We start from the raw sequence: 16,918 nt of genomic DNA on the forward strand, positions 1-16,918 counted from the left end.
CAAACGGCGATCGCGCCCATATCGATACGCTGCTGGAAAGGCTCGATGGACTTATCCTGACTGGCAGCCGCAGCAACGTTGCCGCCGTGTTCTATGGCGGACCGCCGCAACCGCCCGAAGACGCGCCCGAAGATCCGAGCGGGATCTCGTAACACTACCCCTGGTGCGCGCGCCATCGAACGGGGCCTGCCGGTTCTGGCGATTTGCCGAGGGCTGCAGGAACTGAACGTCGCTCTCGGTGGTACCCTGCATCAACGTCTGCAAGACCTGCCGGGCAAGATCGACCATTCGACGCCCATGCAACCGCATGCCCCGGTCAGGACCGGAAAAGCCCATCACGTCGTCTTGCGCTCCGGCGGCAGGCTGGCTCAGATCGTCAAAAGCGAGTCTCTTTCCGTCAATTCCCTTCATAATCAGGGAATTGACCGGTTGGCTCCAGGTCTTCTGGTCGAAGCGCGCGCAAACCGACGGCACCATCGAAGCGGTCACCGGAACAGCAGCCGGCTACCTCGTCGGTGTGCAATGGCACCCCGAATATGATTTCGAGCATGACGCTGCATCCCGGCGCATATTTGAAAGCTTCGGTGCGCAGTGGATAAGACGAGCTAGAGCATCATCCGATCCGGATGGATCGGAAAGTGCTCTAACCGCTCGCAGGACAAATAGGAAACGGAAATGCCCGACTTCGTGATCGCCCCACCCGCCACCCCGGCCGTGCCTGTGATTGGCGGAGGATTTTTTCCCATCGACGGATTTTCTGCGTCGGGCGCAATTATGCCGCACACACCCGAGAAATGGGCGGAGACCCGAATCGCGAGCCGCCGTTCTTTTTCACGAAACCAGCCGACGCGATCATTGTGGGCGATGCCGTCCCTTTCCCCACCGCCACGAATAATCTTCATCACGAAATGGAACTGGTTGTCGCACTCGGCTCGGGCGGCAGGGATATCCCGTCCAGCGCGACCTTGAATACTGTCTATGGGTATGCCGCCGGCGTGGACCTGACCCGCCGGGATCTTCAGGACGAGGCAAAATCGCTTCGCCGCCCTTGGGACATGAGCAAAGGTTTCGACCATTCGCACCGGTCGGCCCGATTGCCCCGGCAGCACGCATTGGGCACCCCGCCTCGGGCCGCATCTCGCTCGCCGTCAACGGCGAGCAGCGCCAGAACGGGGATCTGTCGGACATGATATGGCCTGTCGCCGACATCATCGCCTACCTTTCCACCCTTGTGGAACTGAGGGCCGGCGACCTGATCTTCACGGGAACGCCAGACGGGTCGGGCCGCTGAGCCACGGCGATCGTATCGCCGGCATCATCGACGGGGTTGGCCAGCTCGAATTCACGCTCTCATGACAGCCCTGACCATCGCGACTGGAATATCAACTCGGTCAGGCTCCGCCGCGATCTGCTGCATCGGCTGAACGAGCTGGCGACACCCGACATCGTCTGTCTCCAGGAAACGAAAGTACCGGACGAGCTCTTCCCTGATGATCTGGGAGCCGCTCTCGGCCTGCCTCATGTGCTGAAGCGCGGCATGAAAGGCTACAACGGTGTCGCCATTCTCTCCGACATCCGCTTGAACGATCAACGATACGCCCGACTGGTGCATGAAATCCGACTGTCGGCACCTCGCGGCACGGGTCGACGCCGGGCCGGAACAACTTGTGGTGCACAATTTTTATGTTCCTGCCGGTGGCGACGTTCCTGACCGCGAGCAGAACCCGAAATATGGCCACAAGCTGGATTTCATCGCCGAAACCCGCAACCATTTCGCGGCCAACCGTCCACAGCGTACAGTGCTGGTCGGCGATCTGAACATCGCACCTCTGGAACACGATGTCTGGAGCCACAAGCAATTGCTTGGCGTCGTCAGTCATACCCCTCCGGAAACCGAGGGGCTGAACGCCTGGCGACGCGAAGGCTTCATCGATGCCATCCGGCATTTCGTGCCGGATGATCAGAAGCTTTACACATGGTGGTCTTATCGGAACCGGGACTGGAGAGCCTCCAACCGCGGCCGCCGCCTCGATCACATCTGGGTCTCGGCAGACCTGTCCGGCTGCCTGACCCGGCACATCATTCTTCAGGACGCGCGGGATTGGGAACGTGGCTCCGATCACGTTCCGGTGGCGCTGACCCTCGATCTGTAGCCCTGCAATGCGCGTTGCAGGGTGCGCCGCGCAGCCGCGGCCTCGCGCGCGAGTGAGAGCAGATGCGGTATCTGTGCGGGTTGGCGCAACACGCTCTGCATCACCCTACCGACGGCGATACGGCCATCCGCGCCAAGCGCAAGCAGAGCCGCCGGAGGCAGATGCCGCCCGGCCGGATCGGCAACAGCCCGCAAGACGGCAAATTTCAAGCCATTTGCCAAAGCGACGCCCGCAACGGCCGCAGACTCAAGATCGATCGCGGAGGCCCCAGTCGACGCATAAAGCGTCATCTTGGCCTCAGGCGTCACAGCGACCTGCCCGCCACCGATCATGGCGCCGACAGTCACACCGCCGAACATCTCAGCGAGCTCATCGTCACAAGGAAAAATCGCGCCGTGCCCATCCAGTATTCGTCCCGGGACGAGAAGATCCCCCGCCGCAAGGCCTGGATCCAGTCCGCCCGCCAGGCCGAAACTGATGACCGCCGAAACCCGCTTGTCCTGCACAAGAGATTGCGCGGCGTGAAGCGCGCCCTCCGGTGTTCCGCCACCAACAACGACCCGTACCCCCATATCGCGCAGGAGGCTGGCTTCCGCGGTGAGCCCCGTCACGAATGCCAGCATGATGTGGAACGGGTGCTCAGCGCGGCTGAGCACCATGATCATCTGCCGGTTTTCCATCTTCGGCATCTGTTCGACCTTGGTGTCGGTCTCCATGTCAATACGGATACGTTCCAGCACTTTGACACCGAGTTCCTGATGGGCCATTTCACGTCCGCGAAAGCGTAGGGTGACCTTAACCTTATCGCCTTCGCCAATGAAGCTCTTCATGGCGCGCAGTTTCACCTGATAATCGTTTTCGTCGATATTTGGGCGGACCTTGATCTCTTTGATCTCGATCACTTTCTGCTTCTTGCGCGCCTCATTTTTCTTCTTCTGCTGCTCGTATTTGAATTTGCCATAATCGAGCAGTTTACAGACTGGCGGATCGGCGTTCGGGCTGATCTCGACAAGATCAAGCCCAACCTCGCCGGCGCGGCGCTGCGCCTCTCTCGTGCTCATGACACCGAGCATTTCGCCCTCCTGGTCGATGAGGCGAACCTGAGGGACACGAATATCTTCATTCACGCGCGGGCCTTCGCGGTTTGGCGGGCTCGGCGGAGCAGGTAGTCTGGCTATGTCGGTCTCCTGTCATTGTGGACAAATATAACTGCAGCCTTATCGCTCTAGACGATATCGGGCCGCCAAAGCAACAGAACAAGCGCCCTGCCCGTCAGTTCGGCATGAATGGATCGGCCGCGTAGTGGACCGCGATGAGAGACAAACCATCTGCCGGCGCGGTCGGCCCGGCCGCGGCACGATCGCGCGCGGCAAGAGCCTCGGCCACGCGGGCGACCGGCCAGCGCCCGTCGCCGACCAACTTGAGCGTGCCGACCATGTTCCGCACCTGGTGATGAAGAAAGCTGCGCGCATCCGCCTCGATCACCACCAAGTCACCATTCCGCACGACGTCGAGCCGATCGAGCGTACGCAGCGGCGACGTCGCCTGACAGGCGCTGGCCCGGAAACTGGTGAAATCATGGCGACCCAGGAGGGACTGGGCCGCTTGGTGCATCGCCGGCACATCGAGCGGCGCCTTCACATGCCAGACGAAGCCCTCCTGCAAGGCTGGGCGGGCGTATCGGTTGAGGATCAGGTAGCGATACGAGCGCCCGGTCGCCGAAAAGCGCGGGCTCCAGTCCGCCGATGGAACCCGCGCGGCTGCAAGCACCACCACCGGATGCGGTTTCATGTGGAAATTCAACGCCTCCCGAACCGCCCGCGCGTCGAACGGGTCCGGCAGTTCAAGAGCGGCGACCTGACCGGCGGCATGCACCCCCGCATCCGTGCGACCGGCGACAACGCTTTCCGGCACAACACCACCACACAACCGAGACGCGGCCGTCTCCAGAACCTCCTGCACCGACAGCCCGTTCTCCTGGCGCTGCCAGCCAACAAAGTCCCTGCCGTCATATTCAAGCCGAAGCGCCCAGCGCGTCACCCGAGACGCGTCCCGATGCCAACTGGATGACCACGCAGAAACGCCTCTGCGGGCATGGCGGCGCGTCCTGCGCGTTGCACCAGTGTCGGCCGGATCGCGGCCTCGCCGCAGGCAATGGTCAGGTGATCATCAAGCACCGTTCCCGGTTCGCCATGTCCCGCTGCCGCGTGCGCCCACATGATCTTGAGCGTCTCGCCGTCCAGGCGGGTCTCCGTACCCGGCCAGGGCTGGAAGGCCCGAATTCGCCGCAGAATCGCTTCCGCCGGCTCGGACCAGTCGATCACGGCATCCGCCTTCGACAGTTTGGGGGCATAGGTCGCCCCTGTTTCAGGCTGTGGGACCGGAATGCAATCCGCTTGCAGAGCCTTGAGAATCAGATTGGCGCCAAGGGCAGCGAGCCTGTCATGCAGATCCGCCGTTGTATCGTTCGGACCGATCGGCAGCGACTCGGCCAGAAGCATCGCACCGGTATCCAGCCCCTCGTCCATCTGCATGATGGTGACGCCGGTCTGTGCGTCACCCGCCAGCACTGCGGCATGGATCGGTGCAGCGCCACGCCAGCGCGGCAACAGGCTGGCGTGGATATTGATACAGCCGCGCCGGGGTGTCGCCAGCATGTCCGGGGGCAGCATCTGCCCATACGCGGCAACAACGGCAACATCGAGATCAAGGCTGCGGAAATAGGCTCTTTCGGCATCGTCGCGACGCAGACGTTCCGGCGTCCGAACCGACAGACCGAGCCCGTCGGCCGCCTCGTGAACGGGGCATTTGTGAATTCGATGCCCTCGCCCAACCGGGCGCGGCGGCTGGCAATAGACCGCAACCACGTCATGGCCTGCGCCATGCAGCGCCTTCAGCGCCGGAACCGCAAATCCCGGCGAGCCCATGAAGACCAGACGCATCAGCGCGCCGGCTTTCGGGCCGCCTTTTCGCGCAGATCCTTCGCCAGCTTGCGCAGGATCATGTTCCGCTTGAGCGCCGAGAGATGGTCCACGAACAGGACACCATCCAGATGATCGATCTCATGCTGGATACAGGCGGCCAGAAGTCCATCAGCCTCCATAATCCGCTTCCTGCCGCCCTCGTCCTCGAACGACACGCTGATCTGCCCCGGCCGGATCACCTCGGCGTATTGTCCCGGCAATGACAGGCAGCCTTCCTCGCGCGACACCAGCTCCTCGCTGCGCGCAGTGATTTCCGGGTTGATCATGACGATGGGCTGTCTCTGGTCATCCGGCGCCAGATCCATGACCACCAGGCGCAGCGACACACCGATTTGCGGAGCCGCAAGACCGATGCCCGGCGCGCGATACATGGCCGCGAACATCCGCGGAACCAACTCGGCGACCTCGTCGCGGTCGGCGCCGACAATCCGGCGCGCCTTCATGCGCAGCCGCTTGTCGGGCACGATCAGGATCTCGGGGATACCGGCATCGGCAATATCGGTCGTCACGCTCATCCGCGCCATGTAGCCCTGCCGCTCCGCCCGATCAATCGGTACTTGCATAGGCCGCGATTTATGCCCATTTCGGGTGTGCGAAACGCCGTTCGGGTTTCGCTTGTCTCGCTCGAAAGGAGGAGGCTTTGACCACTCGCGTTTTTACTTCGCCCCTGTTTCTGGGCTTCGATCATCTTGAGCAGGTGATTGAACGTGCCGCAAAGGCTTCGTCGGAGGGATATCCGCCCTACAACATCGAACAACTGAGTTCGACGAGCCTGCGCATCACGATCGCTGTCGCCGGATTCACGATGGATGATCTCCAGATTACACAGGAAGACAATCAACTGGTGATCCGCGGCCGGCAGAATGACGACATGCAGGGACGGATCTTCCTGCATCGCGGGATCGCCGCACGGCAGTTCCAGCGGGCTTTCGTTCTCGCCGAAGGCATCGAGGTCAAGGGAGCATGGCTGGATAATGGGCTCCTGCATATCGACCTCGCACGGCCGTTGCCGGAAGCGAAAATCCGGACGATCGCCATCAAGAAAGGTGCTGGCGGCCAGAATGGCGCCAGCACGGCACGCACGCTCGATAGCGACGCGATTGCATCGCGTGTGGTCGGCCGTGAACTCCAGGAGGGTTCCTGACATGAACATCAAGGCCCACGACGGCATCGCCGATGATGCGCCGTTCCAGGCGTTTCTTGACCCGCATCATATTACCGAGTCGCAACTCGCCGATCTCGGGCTCCAGGAAATCGCGTATGTCCGCCCAATCATGACGCCGTCCGGCCCGGCATTTGGCGTATTCGCCGCCAACGGCGTGCCGATGGCCGTCGCGGCCGACAACAACGTCGCCCGAGCAGCGATCGTCCAGCACGAACTTGCTCCGGTCTCGGTCCACTGAGGCTTGAGAGTCAACGCAAGTCGAATGCGGATATATCCTCAACCCTTGGAAAGCCGCTCCGGTCGGGTGGAAGCACCTGACCGGGTGATGCTCTAATTATCAATATCATAGAGCGCGACATCCGATCTGGATGGATCGGAAAGTGCTCTAGGCGGCGAACATTACGCCGACGGGGCAACCCACGCCCGTCCCGCCGAGCCCGCAATAGCCGTTCGGGTTCTTGGCCAGATATTGCTGGTGATACGCCTCCGCGAAAAAGAAGGTGGGCGCGGGAGCAATTTCCGTGGTGATCGAGCCGAAGCCAGCCGCGGAGAGCGCTGATTGGTACGAATCGCGGGATGCTTCGGCAACGCTCAACTGCGTATCCGACATTGCACAGATGATCGAACGATATTGCGTGCCGATATCACCGCCCTGGCGCATACCCTGCGTCGGGTCGTGGCTTTCCCAGAACACCCGCAACAGCGCCTGGAACGACGTCACTTTCGGGTCGAAGACAACCAGAACAACCTCGGCATGACCCGTGCGGCCGGAACACACCTCTTCATATGTCGGGTTCGGCGTGAACCCGCCCGCATACCCAACCGCCGTCACCACAACACCCGGGATCTGCCAGAATTTACGCTCGGCGCCCCAAAAACAGCCAAGGCCGAACAGCGCGACCTCCGTTCCCGGCGGATAAGGTGCAGCAAGCCGGGCACCGCTGACATGGTGAAATTCGGGAACCGGCATTGGCGTCGCGCGACCAGGCAGCGCCTCGCCCGGCGTCGGCATCCGTGTTTTCATCGACATCGTCATGGCCATGATCCTCTCCAGCATTTTCATGTCCGGAAACCCAAGCCCGACAACAATCAGGCTAGCTCCGCCAATAGCGAGAATTGAGGGTCTCGCGGCTCGGCGTGGTCTGTCAACGGGATCGGATAATCGCCGCTGAAGCAGGCATCGCAATAGGCTGGCGCCTCCGCGTCGCGCCCGCTATGGCCCAAGGCGCGATAAAGCCCGTCGATCGAGATGAAGGCGAGGCTGTCGACTCCGATCAGCGCGGCCATTTCCGCCTCGCTGTTGCGAGCGGCCAGCAGCTTGGCCCGCTCCGGCGTGTCGATTCCATAGAAGCAGGAATGCGTGGTCGGTGGCGAGGATATCCGCATGTGAACCTCGCGTGCGCCGGCCGCGCGCACCATCTCCACAATCTTCTTCGAGGTGGTACCACGCACGATCGAATCATCGACCAGTACCACGCGTTTGCCCTCCAGCGCGGGCCGATTGGCCGAATGCTTCAGCCGCACGCCTAAATGGCGAATCTGATCCGTCGGCTCGATGAACGTCCGCCCGACATAGTGATTGCGGATAATGCCAAGTTCGAACGGAATGCCGCTGCGTTCGGCATACCCCATCGCGGCCGGCACGCCGGAATCGGGGACGGGAACGATCAGATCGGCTTCGACAGGCGATTCCTGGGCAAGCTCGTGGCCGATGCGCTTGCGCGCCTCATAGACCGACTTTCCATCGACAACCGAATCCGGCCGGGCGAAATAAATATATTCAAAAACGCAGAAGCGCGGCTTTTGCGGCACGAACGGCTTGAGGCTCCGCACGCCGCCGCGATCAATCGCCACGATCTCACCAGGCTCGATATCGCGCACGAATTCGGCGCCGACCATCTCCAGCGCGCAACTTTCCGACGCCAGTACCCAGCCCGGGCCGCTCGCGTCAGCCCCATGTGTCCGCCCCAGGATCAGCGGGCGGACCCCCAAGGGATCGCGAACGCCGATCAGCATGTCGTTGGTCAGCGCAACCAGCGAATAGGCGCCCTGGACCTGTTTGACCGCATCGATCAGACGGTCGAGCACGGTCGCATACAGGCTGATGGCGATCAGGTGAACGAAAACCTCGGAGTCGGTTGTCGACTGAAACAGGCAACCGCGACGGACCAGTGTCCGTTTCAGCGTATGCGCGTTGGTCAGATTGCCGTTATGGCCAACAGCGAGGCCTCCGAACTCGAATTCCGCAAACAGCGGCTGAACATTCCGCAGGAGCGTCGCACCCGTCGTCGCATAGCGATTGTGCCCGATCGCACGGGTCCCCGGCAAACCGGCCATGACCTTTGCGTCGCCGTAATTGTCACCGACAAGGCCGATCCCCTTATGCGCATGAAAGCGCACGCCGTCATGCGTGACGATCCCGGTCGCCTCCTGGCCGCGATGCTGGAGCGCATGCAGGCCGAGCGCAGTGATTGCCGCGGCATCCGCGACATTCCAGACGCCTACGACACCACATTCCTCATGCAGCTTGTCGTCGTCGCCAACAGTCGTTGGAATTTTGGATTGTGTCACGCCGCCTGATCCCCTTGCGACCCAGGATTGTCACATAATGCCTCGGTTCGGCCCTGTCGAGGATCAAACCATTCCCACACCTATTGGCTGGGTCCTGCCCCGCCTGCGGCAGTACTCGAACGCGCTGGCGCCGCAACTCCGTCCGGCCCTAGATTGTCGATATGGGGCCTGTAGGCCGCCGGGAGAAATGCCACCAGAAACGCGGAGCCGCTCTCGGCGTAATTCAGAAACCGCGCATCCCGGATCGCCGCCGGCCATTCCGGTGGCTGCAGGAAAATCGACATACCGATATAGGCTAGGCACACGATCACGCCACCTCGGGCAAGGCCGAAAGCCAGGCCAAGCGTGCGATCGATGCCGGAAAGAGCCGAATCCCGCACGAGCGATCCGAGCCATGCACTCAGGATCGACAGCACGATGAGCACAACGATGAACACGACGCCGACCGAAACCGGCAGAACCAGCTTCGGATTGCCCACAATGCCGGTAATCTGCGGCTCGATATCGGGATAGAGAAGGAAGGCAGCCGCACCGGCGCCGATCCAGGCACCGATACCCAGAACCTCGCGAACGAAGCCGCGGGCCAGAGCCAGCACGCCCGAAAGCAATATGACGGCAATCGCGACACCATCAGCCCAGGTCATAATTCCTCCTCCCTGTTGCCGCCATTACCCCCATGGCCGCAACAAGATCGCTCAAATGTCCGTATTCCATCAACGACATGCCCTCCGGCGACAAGAGGCGCCTTTGTCCGCCGGCCACACGGCGAGGCAGAACGGCCCTTGTGAAGCCAAGCTTCACCGCCTCCTTCAACCGCAGTTCCGCCTGAGCCACCTGACGCAGCTCGCCGGACAGACCGATCTCGCCAAAGAAAACGGTTTCCGGATCGGCCGGCACGCCGCTCGCTGCCGAAATGAGCGCTGCGGCGACAGCGAGATCCGCGGCGGGCTCGGAAACGCGCAATCCGCCGGCGATATTGAGATACACATCCTGACCACCAAGTTTCAGGCCGCAGCGCGCGTCGAGAACAGCCAGCAGCATCGACAGCCGGCCCTGATCCCACCCGATCACCGAGCGCCGCGCCGATCCCGCCCCATTGGCCGAGAGCAGCGCCTGCACCTCCATCAAGACAGGCCGTGACCCCTCCAGGCCCGCAAGCACCGCACTGCCCGTGACGTTGCCGTGCCGTTCGGCGAGAAAGAGAGCCGACGGATTCGCGACCTCGGCCAGACCCTTTCCGGTCATTTCAAATACACCGATCTCATCGGTGGCGCCGAAGCGGTTTTTGGCCCCCCGCAAAATGCGGAACTGATGGCCGCGATCGCCCTCAAAATGCAGCACCACGTCGACCATGTGTTCGAGCACACGAGGCCCGGCGAGCGCGCCTTCCTTGGTCACATGCCCAACCAGCATGAGCGCGAATCCCTGCGTCTTTGCTGCCTGGATCAAGGCAAAGGCGTTGGCGCGCACCTGGCTCACCGTGCCGGGGGCCGATTCGATCGTCTCATCCCAGATCGTCTGGATGCTGTCGATCACGACGAGCGCGGCATGGCCCTCGGCGCGCAGCGAACCGAGAATGTCGGCAAGCACTGTCGCAGAGGCCAGATTGACGGGCGCGGACTTGAGGTCCAGCCGTTCGGCGCGCAGCCTGATCTGCGCGACCGATTCCTCGCCTGAAACATAAAGCACCCGCTGACCGGAAGCGGCGAGCCGGGCCGCTGCCTGCAACAGCAATGTGGATTTACCGATCCCCGGATCGCCGCCCACCAGAATGACGGAGGCCGGCACCATCCCTCCCCCAAGGACACGATCAAACTCGTCGATGCCAAGCGGAATTCGTGGCGGCGGAGGCGTCTCCCCCGCCAGCCCGACGAAATCGACACCCCTTCCGGTCTGAACGGCTGCCTTGCGTCCCGTGCCGGTTGGCATGACCGTTTGCGGCTCGAGGGTGTTCCAGGCGCCGCAAGCCTCGCATCGGCCCGCCCATTTCGGGACCACGGCGCCGCATTCATTGCATACGAAACGGGTGGCGCTCTTCGCCATTCAGTCGCCGGTTCCCGATGAAATCAGCATCAGTTCGGCCGCCAGCCGAACCGTGTGAACAGAAACTGCCGCAAAGCCAGAAGCGCATCGGGCGGCGCCGCGATCGGTGACAGAGCGAGGCCGGCGCTCTCCACCGTGAGGCTGATTGCACTCGCCGCCGCGGCGGATTGCAGGGCAGACTGGCCGGTCGCCCCCAACGCGGCCTGGCGCCAGAGCGCGACGGAAACCGCGGGCGTCAGCCGCGGCAGGATCAGGACGAAATCCAGCCGGCTCGCCGCCAGTACCGCCTGATAGGCACGTTCAAGCGGCGCTGGCAGCGTTGCCACGTTGCGGGACAAGGCGAGTTCTTCAACTGTCGGCAAGGCGGGAAAGTGCTGGTCCCGCTTCGTCCCGCCAGCCTGATCGGGACTACCGAGCGTGCAGATCGCGCTGCCGTCCGCCGCCTGCAGGGAGGCAAGATCCGCCGGAATATCCTCTCCGGCGAGCAACACGGCATCCGCCTCTCCAAGTCTGAAGGCTCGCGCCACGGCCGACACGTCGCGAAGCCCGAAAATTGGCGCAATCGGGACACCAAGCCGCTCGAATGCCAAAATCGCGGCAAGATCGGGGCTTTCCGGCGCCGCCGCGGCAAGGCGGAGAGGATTGGGCCGCGCAAGCCTGGCGATTCCGCCCCGCACCACAATCACGCCCGGATTGATTCCGGCAAGAATGGGAATCCACTCCCCCGGCCGAAAATGAACACGCGGATCACCGGTCAGGTAAGCAATCGCCGCCGCGCCAGGCAGCAGCGCCCCGGTATGTCCATCCGCCGTGACAAGGGTCTGCAGCCGGTTGGCACCCGTAACGCCATCCCGCCCCCCTGCCGTTTCAATACGCAACGCAGTGTTAGGCGAGAGTATGGTTTGAAGCCCGAGCGAAATCGCATGAGCCCAGCGATCGGTCCTCCCGCCGGGCAAGCCTCCCACCAGAATGCGATAGTCATGTTCGAGCGTATCAGCAAAGACCGTGTTGTTCGGCGTAACGCTGGTTGCGGCGGAGGATATCCCGGGAACCACCCACGCCAATGTCGCGCTAAACGCGCCGAGGACGAACCGGCGCCTCACCCTGGTGAACCTCTCGAACCGGACCTAGCGGTCGTAACTGACAAGAGCTTCGAACGGCACGTCAAGACGATCCCGTCCTTTCAGGAACTCCAGTTCTATGAGCGCGGCCGCCGCCGGCACTGTGGCGCCAACATTCCGCAGCAGGCTTATGCCGGCCGCCATCGTGCCGCCTGTCGCGAGCAGATCGTCAACCACAACGACACGCTGACCCGGTTGAACGGCATCGGCCTGGATCTCGATCCGGTCGGTGCCATATTCCAGATCATAGTCGTAGCCGACAGTCGCCCCCGGCAGTTTGCCGCGCTTGCGAAGCATGATGAACCCGCACCCAAGCTTGAGGGCGAGCGGCGCCGCGAGAATGAAGCCGCGGCTTTCCACACCCGCGAGCAGATCAGGGTGATATGCCCGCACCACATTGGCCAGACGTCCCATCGCCACCTGCCACGCATCGGCGTGTCGGATGAGGGTGGAGATGTCATAGAAGAGGATACCCGGTTTCGGAAAATCGGGGATGCCGCGGATGTGATCCTTCAAATTCATGCCGCCGGTATAGCGGAGGCGGCGGCCTTGGCAACGTCCTGAGGGCGATCGGGCGGGACAAAATCATTCTCGCACGAATTCACGCAGCCTTGCTCTCGTCACGATATGGGTGTTCCGCTATTCAGACGGCGGCTGGCGCGGTTTCCGCTCGACGATGTCGCGCGTTCCAGCTACACAACATATAGGGGATTTCTTGATATGGATCGTCGTTCGCTACTAGGTATGGTGGCTGGACTTGTGAGCGCCGGTGGCATCGGAACTTCGCTCCCGGCATTCGCCGCCGCGGCAGACACCGATTCTCCCTATTCGGTTCGCAGCCTCGGCAATCCGGACGCCCCCGTCAAAATCTTCGAATATTTCTCCCTCAACTGTCCGCATTGCGCGGAATTCGCCACCCACGCGCTGCCCAAGGTCATCGAAACCTATGTGAAGCCGGGCAAGGTATATTACGTGTTCAAGGACTTCCCGCTGAACGAGGATGCCCTCTGGGCCGCGCAGATCGCCCGCGCGCTGCCGGCGAAGGCATATTTCCCATTCATCTCGGAACTCTTCCGCACGCAGGATGAATGGGCCTACGCGCCAGAGCTGAAAACGCCCAAGGACTACCAGAACGCGCTGTTCCGCTACGCCGCCCTCGCCGGGATGGACCGGGCGACCTTCGACGCCGCCATCGCGAACAAGAAGCTGCGCGCCTTCATCCTCAACGAGTTGAACGGCGCGGAGAAGACCTACAAGGTGAACTCGACCCCTACCTTCATCATCAATGGCCGCAAGCGGGAGGGCGCTGTGTCGTTCGACACCTTCTCCTCCTGGCTGAAGGCGGCGTAGGTCCGGCTTGCCCGCGCGTTTCGCCCGCCTGCGGATCAGCGGGTTCAAGAGCTTCGCCGATCCGACCACGATCGACATCCTGCCAGGGCTGACCGGCATCATCGGGCCGAATGGCTGCGGCAAGTCGAACGTGGTCGACGCGCTCCGCTGGGCGATGGGCGAGGCCAGCGCGAAGTCGCTGCGCGGCGGCGAAATGGAGGACGTGATTTTCGCCGGCACGATGGCGCGCGCCGCGCGGAATATTGCCGAAGTGTCGATTACCCTGACCGACACGGCGGGTCTCGCCCCGGTGCCGTTCCAGAACGAGCCGGAACTACAGGTCTCCCGCAAGATCGAGCGCGGCAGCGGCAGCGCCTACAGAATCAACGGGCGCGAGGTGCGGGCGCGCGATGTCGCGACCCTCTTCGCCGACCTCGCCTCCGGTGCCCGCAATTCCGCGATGATCAGCCAGGGCCGGGTTTCCGCCCTGGTGAATGCCCGTCCGGACGAACGGCGCGCCCTGCTCGAGGAAGCCGCCGGCATCACCGGCCTGCACGCCCGCCGGCACGAAGCCGAGCTTAAGCTGCGCGCGGCCGAGCAGAACCTGCTCCGGGCGGACGATCTGCGCACCCAGCAGGAGGCCCGCCTCGCCGAGTTGCGCAAGCAGGCGCGCCAGGCCAACCGCTACCGGAACATCTCCGGGCTGATCCGCGATGCCGAGGCTGAATATCTGGCGATCGAACGCGAACTCGCCGAGCGCCGGCGCCGCGCGGCGCGCGCGGAATTCGCCAAGGCCGACGCCGAGGTCGGCCGCGCCGAGCAGATCCGCGACGATGTACTGGGCCGCGAGGCCTCGCAGAACGACGCGCTGCCCGCCTTGCGCGCGCGCGAGGCGGCAACGCGCACGCGCCTCGAGCGTGCGCGGATTCTCGCGGAGCAGATCGATGCCGAAATCGCGCGCCTCGAAGCCGCCCGGCACGAAGCCGAAGCGCGGGTGGCAACCCTGCGAAAGGACCATGCCGGCGCCGAACGCATCGCACAGGATGCCGAGGCCGCCGCAATACGTCTCGAGGCCGAGCGTTCGCGACTTGCAGCCGATCATGCGCAGGCTCCCGCCCGGATCGAACAGGCGCGGCACGAGGCCGAGGCTGCGTCGGTCGCCCTCGCACAGTGTGAAACCGCAGCCCAGCAGGCCACCGAAGCCGCCGCCCGCGCCCAGGCCCAGCGCCAGGCGATGGAGAGCCGGCTGAGCCAGGCCCGCGGCGCCGCAAGCCAGGCGGATCGGCGGGCCAGGGACGCCGAGGCGACCCATGCCACAGCCCGGGCAGCCCTCGTTTCACCCCAGCGTCTCGCCGCGGCGGAAACCTCTCGCGAAGCGGCCGAACAGGCCGTGACCGCAACGGAAGCCGCCTATGCCGAGGCTCAAGGCCGGGTGGAGGAAGCGGAAGCACGGCGCGCGGAAACCCATGCCGCCGCCATCCACGCCCGCGCCGCCGCGACCGAAGCGGACGGCGCGGCAGCGCGGCTAAAGGCCGAAACCGATGCACTGAAAGCCCTGCTCGCCCAGAAATTCGGCCGCGACCCCGACCCGGTGCTGGACCGGATCAAGGTTCCCGCTGGGCTGGAAACGGCACTTGGCGCAGCCCTGGGCGCCGAACTCTCGGCTGGCGAGCAGGCCAGCGCCGCCCGGCACTGGCGCCCCCTTCAGCCAATCGCGTCCGATGCCGTGCTCCCCCGGATCGGCGAGACGATCACCGCGCCAGACTCGCTCAGGCGCGCCCTCGATCATATCCTCCTGCTGCCCAATGGCGCCGACGGCGATGCCTTGCAGGCAACGCTCCGTCCGGGTCAGATCCTCGTGTCGATAGAGGGTGGAGTCTGGCGTTGGGACGGGTTCGTGGTCCGCCCCGGCGCGCCGACCGAGGCGGCAGTCCGCCTCGCCCAGCGCAACCGGTTGGATGAGCTCGACGTCTCTTTCGCGGGCGCACGGAAAACCGCCGAGGCCACCCGCGCCGCGCTGCAGAACGCCGAAGCCGCAGAGCGCGACGCGAGGCGGGCCGAAGAGGAGGCGCGCACCGCCCGCCGCGCCGCCGAATCGGCGATCGACCGGGCCCGCAAGGATCTGCGCACGACGGCGGAGACCGCGAGCCGGCTGGCGGCCGAAGCCGAACGGCTGGCCGCCCGCGAAGCCGCCGCCGCCGAGACGCGCGCCCGGATCGAGGCCGAGGCGGGCGAAGCGCGTGCCGCCCTTGCGGCCATCGAGGCCGAATTCACGACACTCGACGACGCCCAGGCCCTTCGCGACGCGCTCGATCGCGCGCGCGCAACCCTCGCGGAGAGCCGCCGGCGCGACAGCGAGACAACCCAGGCGCTGCAACGCCTGCAAACGGAAATGGAAACCCGCGCGCGCCGTCTGGAGACGATCATCCGCGAACAGGCGGACTGGGCCGAGCGCGCACGTGACGCCGATGATCGCCGCACCGACCTCGCCGCCCGCTTGCGAGAGGCCGAAGCCGGCCTCGAATCCCTTGGGGCCGACAGCGGCCCGCGAGAACGGCGGGCCGAGGCGGGCGCCGAACTGGAAATGGCGGAGCGCGAACACCGCGCCGCCGCGCGGGACCTTGCCGGCGCCGAAGACGCGGCGCGGCTGAATTCGACCGCCGCGCGCGCCGCGGAACAGGATCTCGCCCGCGCCCGTGAAGCCCGCATCGGCGCCGAATCGGCTGTGCGCGAAGCCGACCACACCTGGGGCACCGTCGCAGAAAAGATGCTGGAACGTCTGGGGATTGATCCCGTTTTGCCCGCAGTGGACACTCCATCGCCCGACGCCGCCGACAAGGCGCGAAAGCGGTTCGAGCGCCTCACCCGCGAACGCGACGAGATGGGCCCCGTCAACCTGCGCGCTGATATGGAGGTCGGCGAGATCGAGACCCGCCTCGCCGCGATCGAGCGCGACCGCGACGAAATCACCAGCGCAATCGCCAAGCTGCGCGGTTCGATCGGCCATCTCAACCGGGAAGGGCGCGAGCGCCTCTCGGCCGTCTTCACCGAGATCGACCGACATTTTCAGGCGCTGTTCACCCGGATGTTCGGCGGCGGGCGCGCCCATCTCGCCCTCACCGGCTCCGACGACCCGCTCGAAGCCGGGCTCGAGATCTTCGCGGAACCGCCGGGCAAGAAACTCGCAACGCTGTCTCTTCTCTCCGGCGGCGAGCAGGCCCTTACCGCCCTGTCGCTGATATTTGCGGTCTTCCGCTGCAATCCCGCGCCGCTCTCCGTCCTCGACGAGGTCGACGCCCCGCTCGACGATGCGAACGTCGAACGCTTCTGCCGCCTGCTGGAAGATATCTCCCAGGACACCGGCACGCGGTTCATCGTCGTGACCCACCACCATCACACGATGGCGCGCATGGACCGCCTCTATGGCGTCACGATGCAGGAGCGCGGAATTTCGCGCGTCCTGTCGGTGGATCTCGGCACTGCGGCGGCAATGGTCGAGCCCGCCGGGGCGATTGCCGCGGAATAGATTTCACGCTCGCGATATGTTGACTT

At 64.2% G+C, this 16,918-nt stretch carries 17 protein-coding genes and 3 pseudogenes; 9 read left to right on the forward strand and 11 right to left on the reverse strand.

The window, feature by feature from the left end; genetic code table 11:
• Positions 1–29 precede the first annotated feature (29 nt).
• From ACIDOCELLA78_RS000000110980 to ACIDOCELLA78_RS000000111000, 5 genes and pseudogenes are all read left to right on the forward strand, one after another.
• Positions 30–152 carry a hypothetical protein gene (locus ACIDOCELLA78_RS000000110980; protein WP_307850951.1) on the forward strand — a complete coding sequence of 41 codons (123 nt, stop codon included), beginning with the start codon at positions 30–32 and terminating at the stop codon, positions 150–152.
• Positions 94–691 (forward strand): annotated as a pseudogene (locus tag ACIDOCELLA78_RS000000110985) (gamma-glutamyl-gamma-aminobutyrate hydrolase family protein). The gene ACIDOCELLA78_RS000000110980 and the pseudogene ACIDOCELLA78_RS000000110985 overlap by 59 nt, the downstream one beginning before the upstream one ends.
• Before the next feature lie 103 nt (positions 692–794).
• A pseudogene (locus tag ACIDOCELLA78_RS000000110990) lies at positions 795–1,291 on the forward strand (fumarylacetoacetate hydrolase family protein).
• Between the two features lie 36 nt (positions 1,292–1,327).
• Complete coding sequence (locus tag ACIDOCELLA78_RS000000110995; RefSeq protein ID WP_374223265.1) at positions 1,328–1,711, forward strand: endonuclease/exonuclease/phosphatase family protein; 384 nt, start codon at positions 1,328–1,330, stop codon at positions 1,709–1,711.
• Positions 1,611–2,153 (forward strand): exodeoxyribonuclease III, encoded by a 543-nt coding sequence (locus ACIDOCELLA78_RS000000111000; RefSeq protein ID WP_374223266.1) that lies wholly within the window; start codon positions 1,611–1,613, stop codon positions 2,151–2,153. The genes ACIDOCELLA78_RS000000110995 and ACIDOCELLA78_RS000000111000 overlap by 101 nt, the downstream gene beginning before the upstream one ends.
• Here the strand turns inward: ACIDOCELLA78_RS000000111000 and ACIDOCELLA78_RS000000111005 are convergent.
• From ACIDOCELLA78_RS000000111005 to def, 5 genes and pseudogenes are all read right to left on the reverse strand, one after another.
• A complete protein-coding gene (locus ACIDOCELLA78_RS000000111005; RefSeq protein ID WP_307850952.1) occupies positions 2,120–2,818 on the reverse strand; it encodes a hypothetical protein in 699 nt (232 codons plus the stop codon). The two genes, ACIDOCELLA78_RS000000111000 and ACIDOCELLA78_RS000000111005, sit on opposite strands and share 34 nt — an antisense overlap.
• Positions 2,801–3,331 (reverse strand): annotated as a pseudogene (gene infC, locus ACIDOCELLA78_RS000000111010) (translation initiation factor IF-3); the annotation flags it as partial. The pseudogene infC and the gene ACIDOCELLA78_RS000000111005, both read right to left, overlap by 18 nt.
• 94 nt (positions 3,332–3,425) lie before the next feature.
• A complete protein-coding gene (truA, locus tag ACIDOCELLA78_RS000000111015) occupies positions 3,426–4,193 on the reverse strand; it encodes a tRNA pseudouridine(38-40) synthase TruA (RefSeq protein ID WP_201729600.1) in 768 nt (255 codons plus the stop codon).
• Positions 4,190–5,095 (reverse strand): methionyl-tRNA formyltransferase, encoded by a 906-nt coding sequence (gene fmt / locus ACIDOCELLA78_RS000000111020; protein ID WP_201729601.1) that lies wholly within the window; start codon positions 5,093–5,095, stop codon positions 4,190–4,192. Before fmt ends, truA begins: the two co-directional genes overlap by 4 nt.
• Positions 5,095–5,661, reverse strand: a complete 567-nt coding sequence (def, locus tag ACIDOCELLA78_RS000000111025) for a peptide deformylase (protein ID WP_201729630.1) — start codon at positions 5,659–5,661, stop codon at positions 5,095–5,097. The genes fmt and def overlap by 1 nt, the downstream gene beginning before the upstream one ends.
• Positions 5,662–5,777: 116 nt before the next feature.
• Between def and ACIDOCELLA78_RS000000111030 the strand changes: the two genes are divergently transcribed.
• Positions 5,778–6,281: an Hsp20 family protein gene (locus tag ACIDOCELLA78_RS000000111030; RefSeq protein WP_174502704.1), complete on the forward strand. Its 504-nt coding sequence runs from the start codon at positions 5,778–5,780 to the stop codon at positions 6,279–6,281.
• A 1-nt stretch (position 6,282) separates the two neighbouring features.
• Positions 6,283–6,540 carry a DUF1150 family protein gene (locus ACIDOCELLA78_RS000000111035; RefSeq protein WP_201729602.1) on the forward strand — a complete coding sequence of 86 codons (258 nt, stop codon included), beginning with the start codon at positions 6,283–6,285 and terminating at the stop codon, positions 6,538–6,540.
• A 147-nt stretch (positions 6,541–6,687) separates the two neighbouring features.
• Here the strand turns inward: ACIDOCELLA78_RS000000111035 and msrA are convergent, their stop codons facing one another.
• The 6 genes from msrA to ACIDOCELLA78_RS000000111065 all read right to left on the reverse strand — a co-directional run bounded on the left by msrA (position 6,688) and on the right by ACIDOCELLA78_RS000000111065 (position 12,559).
• Entirely contained in the window at positions 6,688–7,365 is a 678-nt protein-coding gene (gene msrA, locus ACIDOCELLA78_RS000000111040; RefSeq protein ID WP_201729603.1) for a peptide-methionine (S)-S-oxide reductase MsrA, read from the reverse strand.
• 26 nt (positions 7,366–7,391) lie between these two features.
• Entirely contained in the window at positions 7,392–8,873 is a 1,482-nt protein-coding gene (gene purF / locus ACIDOCELLA78_RS000000111045) for an amidophosphoribosyltransferase (RefSeq protein ID WP_201729604.1), read from the reverse strand.
• An 80-nt stretch (positions 8,874–8,953) separates the two neighbouring features.
• Positions 8,954–9,517, reverse strand: coding sequence for a CvpA family protein (locus ACIDOCELLA78_RS000000111050; protein ID WP_201729605.1), 564 nt, complete (start codon positions 9,515–9,517; stop codon positions 8,954–8,956).
• Entirely contained in the window at positions 9,504–10,916 is a 1,413-nt protein-coding gene (gene radA, locus ACIDOCELLA78_RS000000111055; protein ID WP_201729606.1) for a DNA repair protein RadA, read from the reverse strand. Before radA ends, ACIDOCELLA78_RS000000111050 begins: the two co-directional genes overlap by 14 nt.
• A 29-nt stretch (positions 10,917–10,945) precedes the next feature.
• Positions 10,946–12,019, reverse strand: coding sequence for a hypothetical protein (locus tag ACIDOCELLA78_RS000000111060; protein WP_249676589.1), 1,074 nt, complete (start codon positions 12,017–12,019; stop codon positions 10,946–10,948).
• 24 nt (positions 12,020–12,043) lie between these two features.
• A complete protein-coding gene (locus ACIDOCELLA78_RS000000111065; RefSeq protein ID WP_201729607.1) occupies positions 12,044–12,559 on the reverse strand; it encodes an adenine phosphoribosyltransferase in 516 nt (171 codons plus the stop codon).
• 222 nt (positions 12,560–12,781) lie between these two features.
• On the opposite strand from ACIDOCELLA78_RS000000111065, the gene ACIDOCELLA78_RS000000111070 reads away from it, so the two are divergent.
• Both ACIDOCELLA78_RS000000111070 and ACIDOCELLA78_RS000000111075 read left to right on the forward strand, forming a co-directional pair.
• Positions 12,782–13,387 carry a DsbA family protein gene (locus tag ACIDOCELLA78_RS000000111070; RefSeq protein ID WP_249676591.1) on the forward strand — a complete coding sequence of 202 codons (606 nt, stop codon included), beginning with the start codon at positions 12,782–12,784 and terminating at the stop codon, positions 13,385–13,387.
• 7 nt (positions 13,388–13,394) lie between these two features.
• Positions 13,395–16,892 (forward strand): chromosome segregation SMC family protein, encoded by a 3,498-nt coding sequence (locus tag ACIDOCELLA78_RS000000111075; protein WP_201729609.1) that lies wholly within the window; start codon positions 13,395–13,397, stop codon positions 16,890–16,892.
• Positions 16,893–16,918 lie beyond the last annotated feature (26 nt).

Source organism: Acidocella sp. C78 (genome assembly GCF_907164655.1).

Coding starts and splice junctions, on each gene's coding strand:
- ACIDOCELLA78_RS000000111000 (WP_374223266.1), top strand. CDS start 1,611: ATGAAATCCGACTGTCGGCACCTCGCGGCACGGGTCGACGCCGGGCCG.
- ACIDOCELLA78_RS000000111005 (WP_307850952.1), bottom strand. CDS start 2,818: ATGATCATGGTGCTCAGCCGCGCTGAGCACCCGTTCCACATCATGCTG.
- fmt (WP_201729601.1), bottom strand. CDS start 5,095: ATGCGTCTGGTCTTCATGGGCTCGCCGGGATTTGCGGTTCCGGCGCTG.
- def (WP_201729630.1), bottom strand. CDS start 5,661: ATGGCGCGGATGAGCGTGACGACCGATATTGCCGATGCCGGTATCCCC.
- ACIDOCELLA78_RS000000111035 (WP_201729602.1), top strand. CDS start 6,283: ATGAACATCAAGGCCCACGACGGCATCGCCGATGATGCGCCGTTCCAG.
- msrA (WP_201729603.1), bottom strand. CDS start 7,365: ATGAAAATGCTGGAGAGGATCATGGCCATGACGATGTCGATGAAAACA.
- ACIDOCELLA78_RS000000111050 (WP_201729605.1), bottom strand. CDS start 9,517: ATGACCTGGGCTGATGGTGTCGCGATTGCCGTCATATTGCTTTCGGGC.
- radA (WP_201729606.1), bottom strand. CDS start 10,916: ATGGCGAAGAGCGCCACCCGTTTCGTATGCAATGAATGCGGCGCCGTG.
- ACIDOCELLA78_RS000000111065 (WP_201729607.1), bottom strand. CDS start 12,559: ATGAATTTGAAGGATCACATCCGCGGCATCCCCGATTTTCCGAAACCG.
- ACIDOCELLA78_RS000000111070 (WP_249676591.1), top strand. CDS start 12,782: ATGGTGGCTGGACTTGTGAGCGCCGGTGGCATCGGAACTTCGCTCCCG.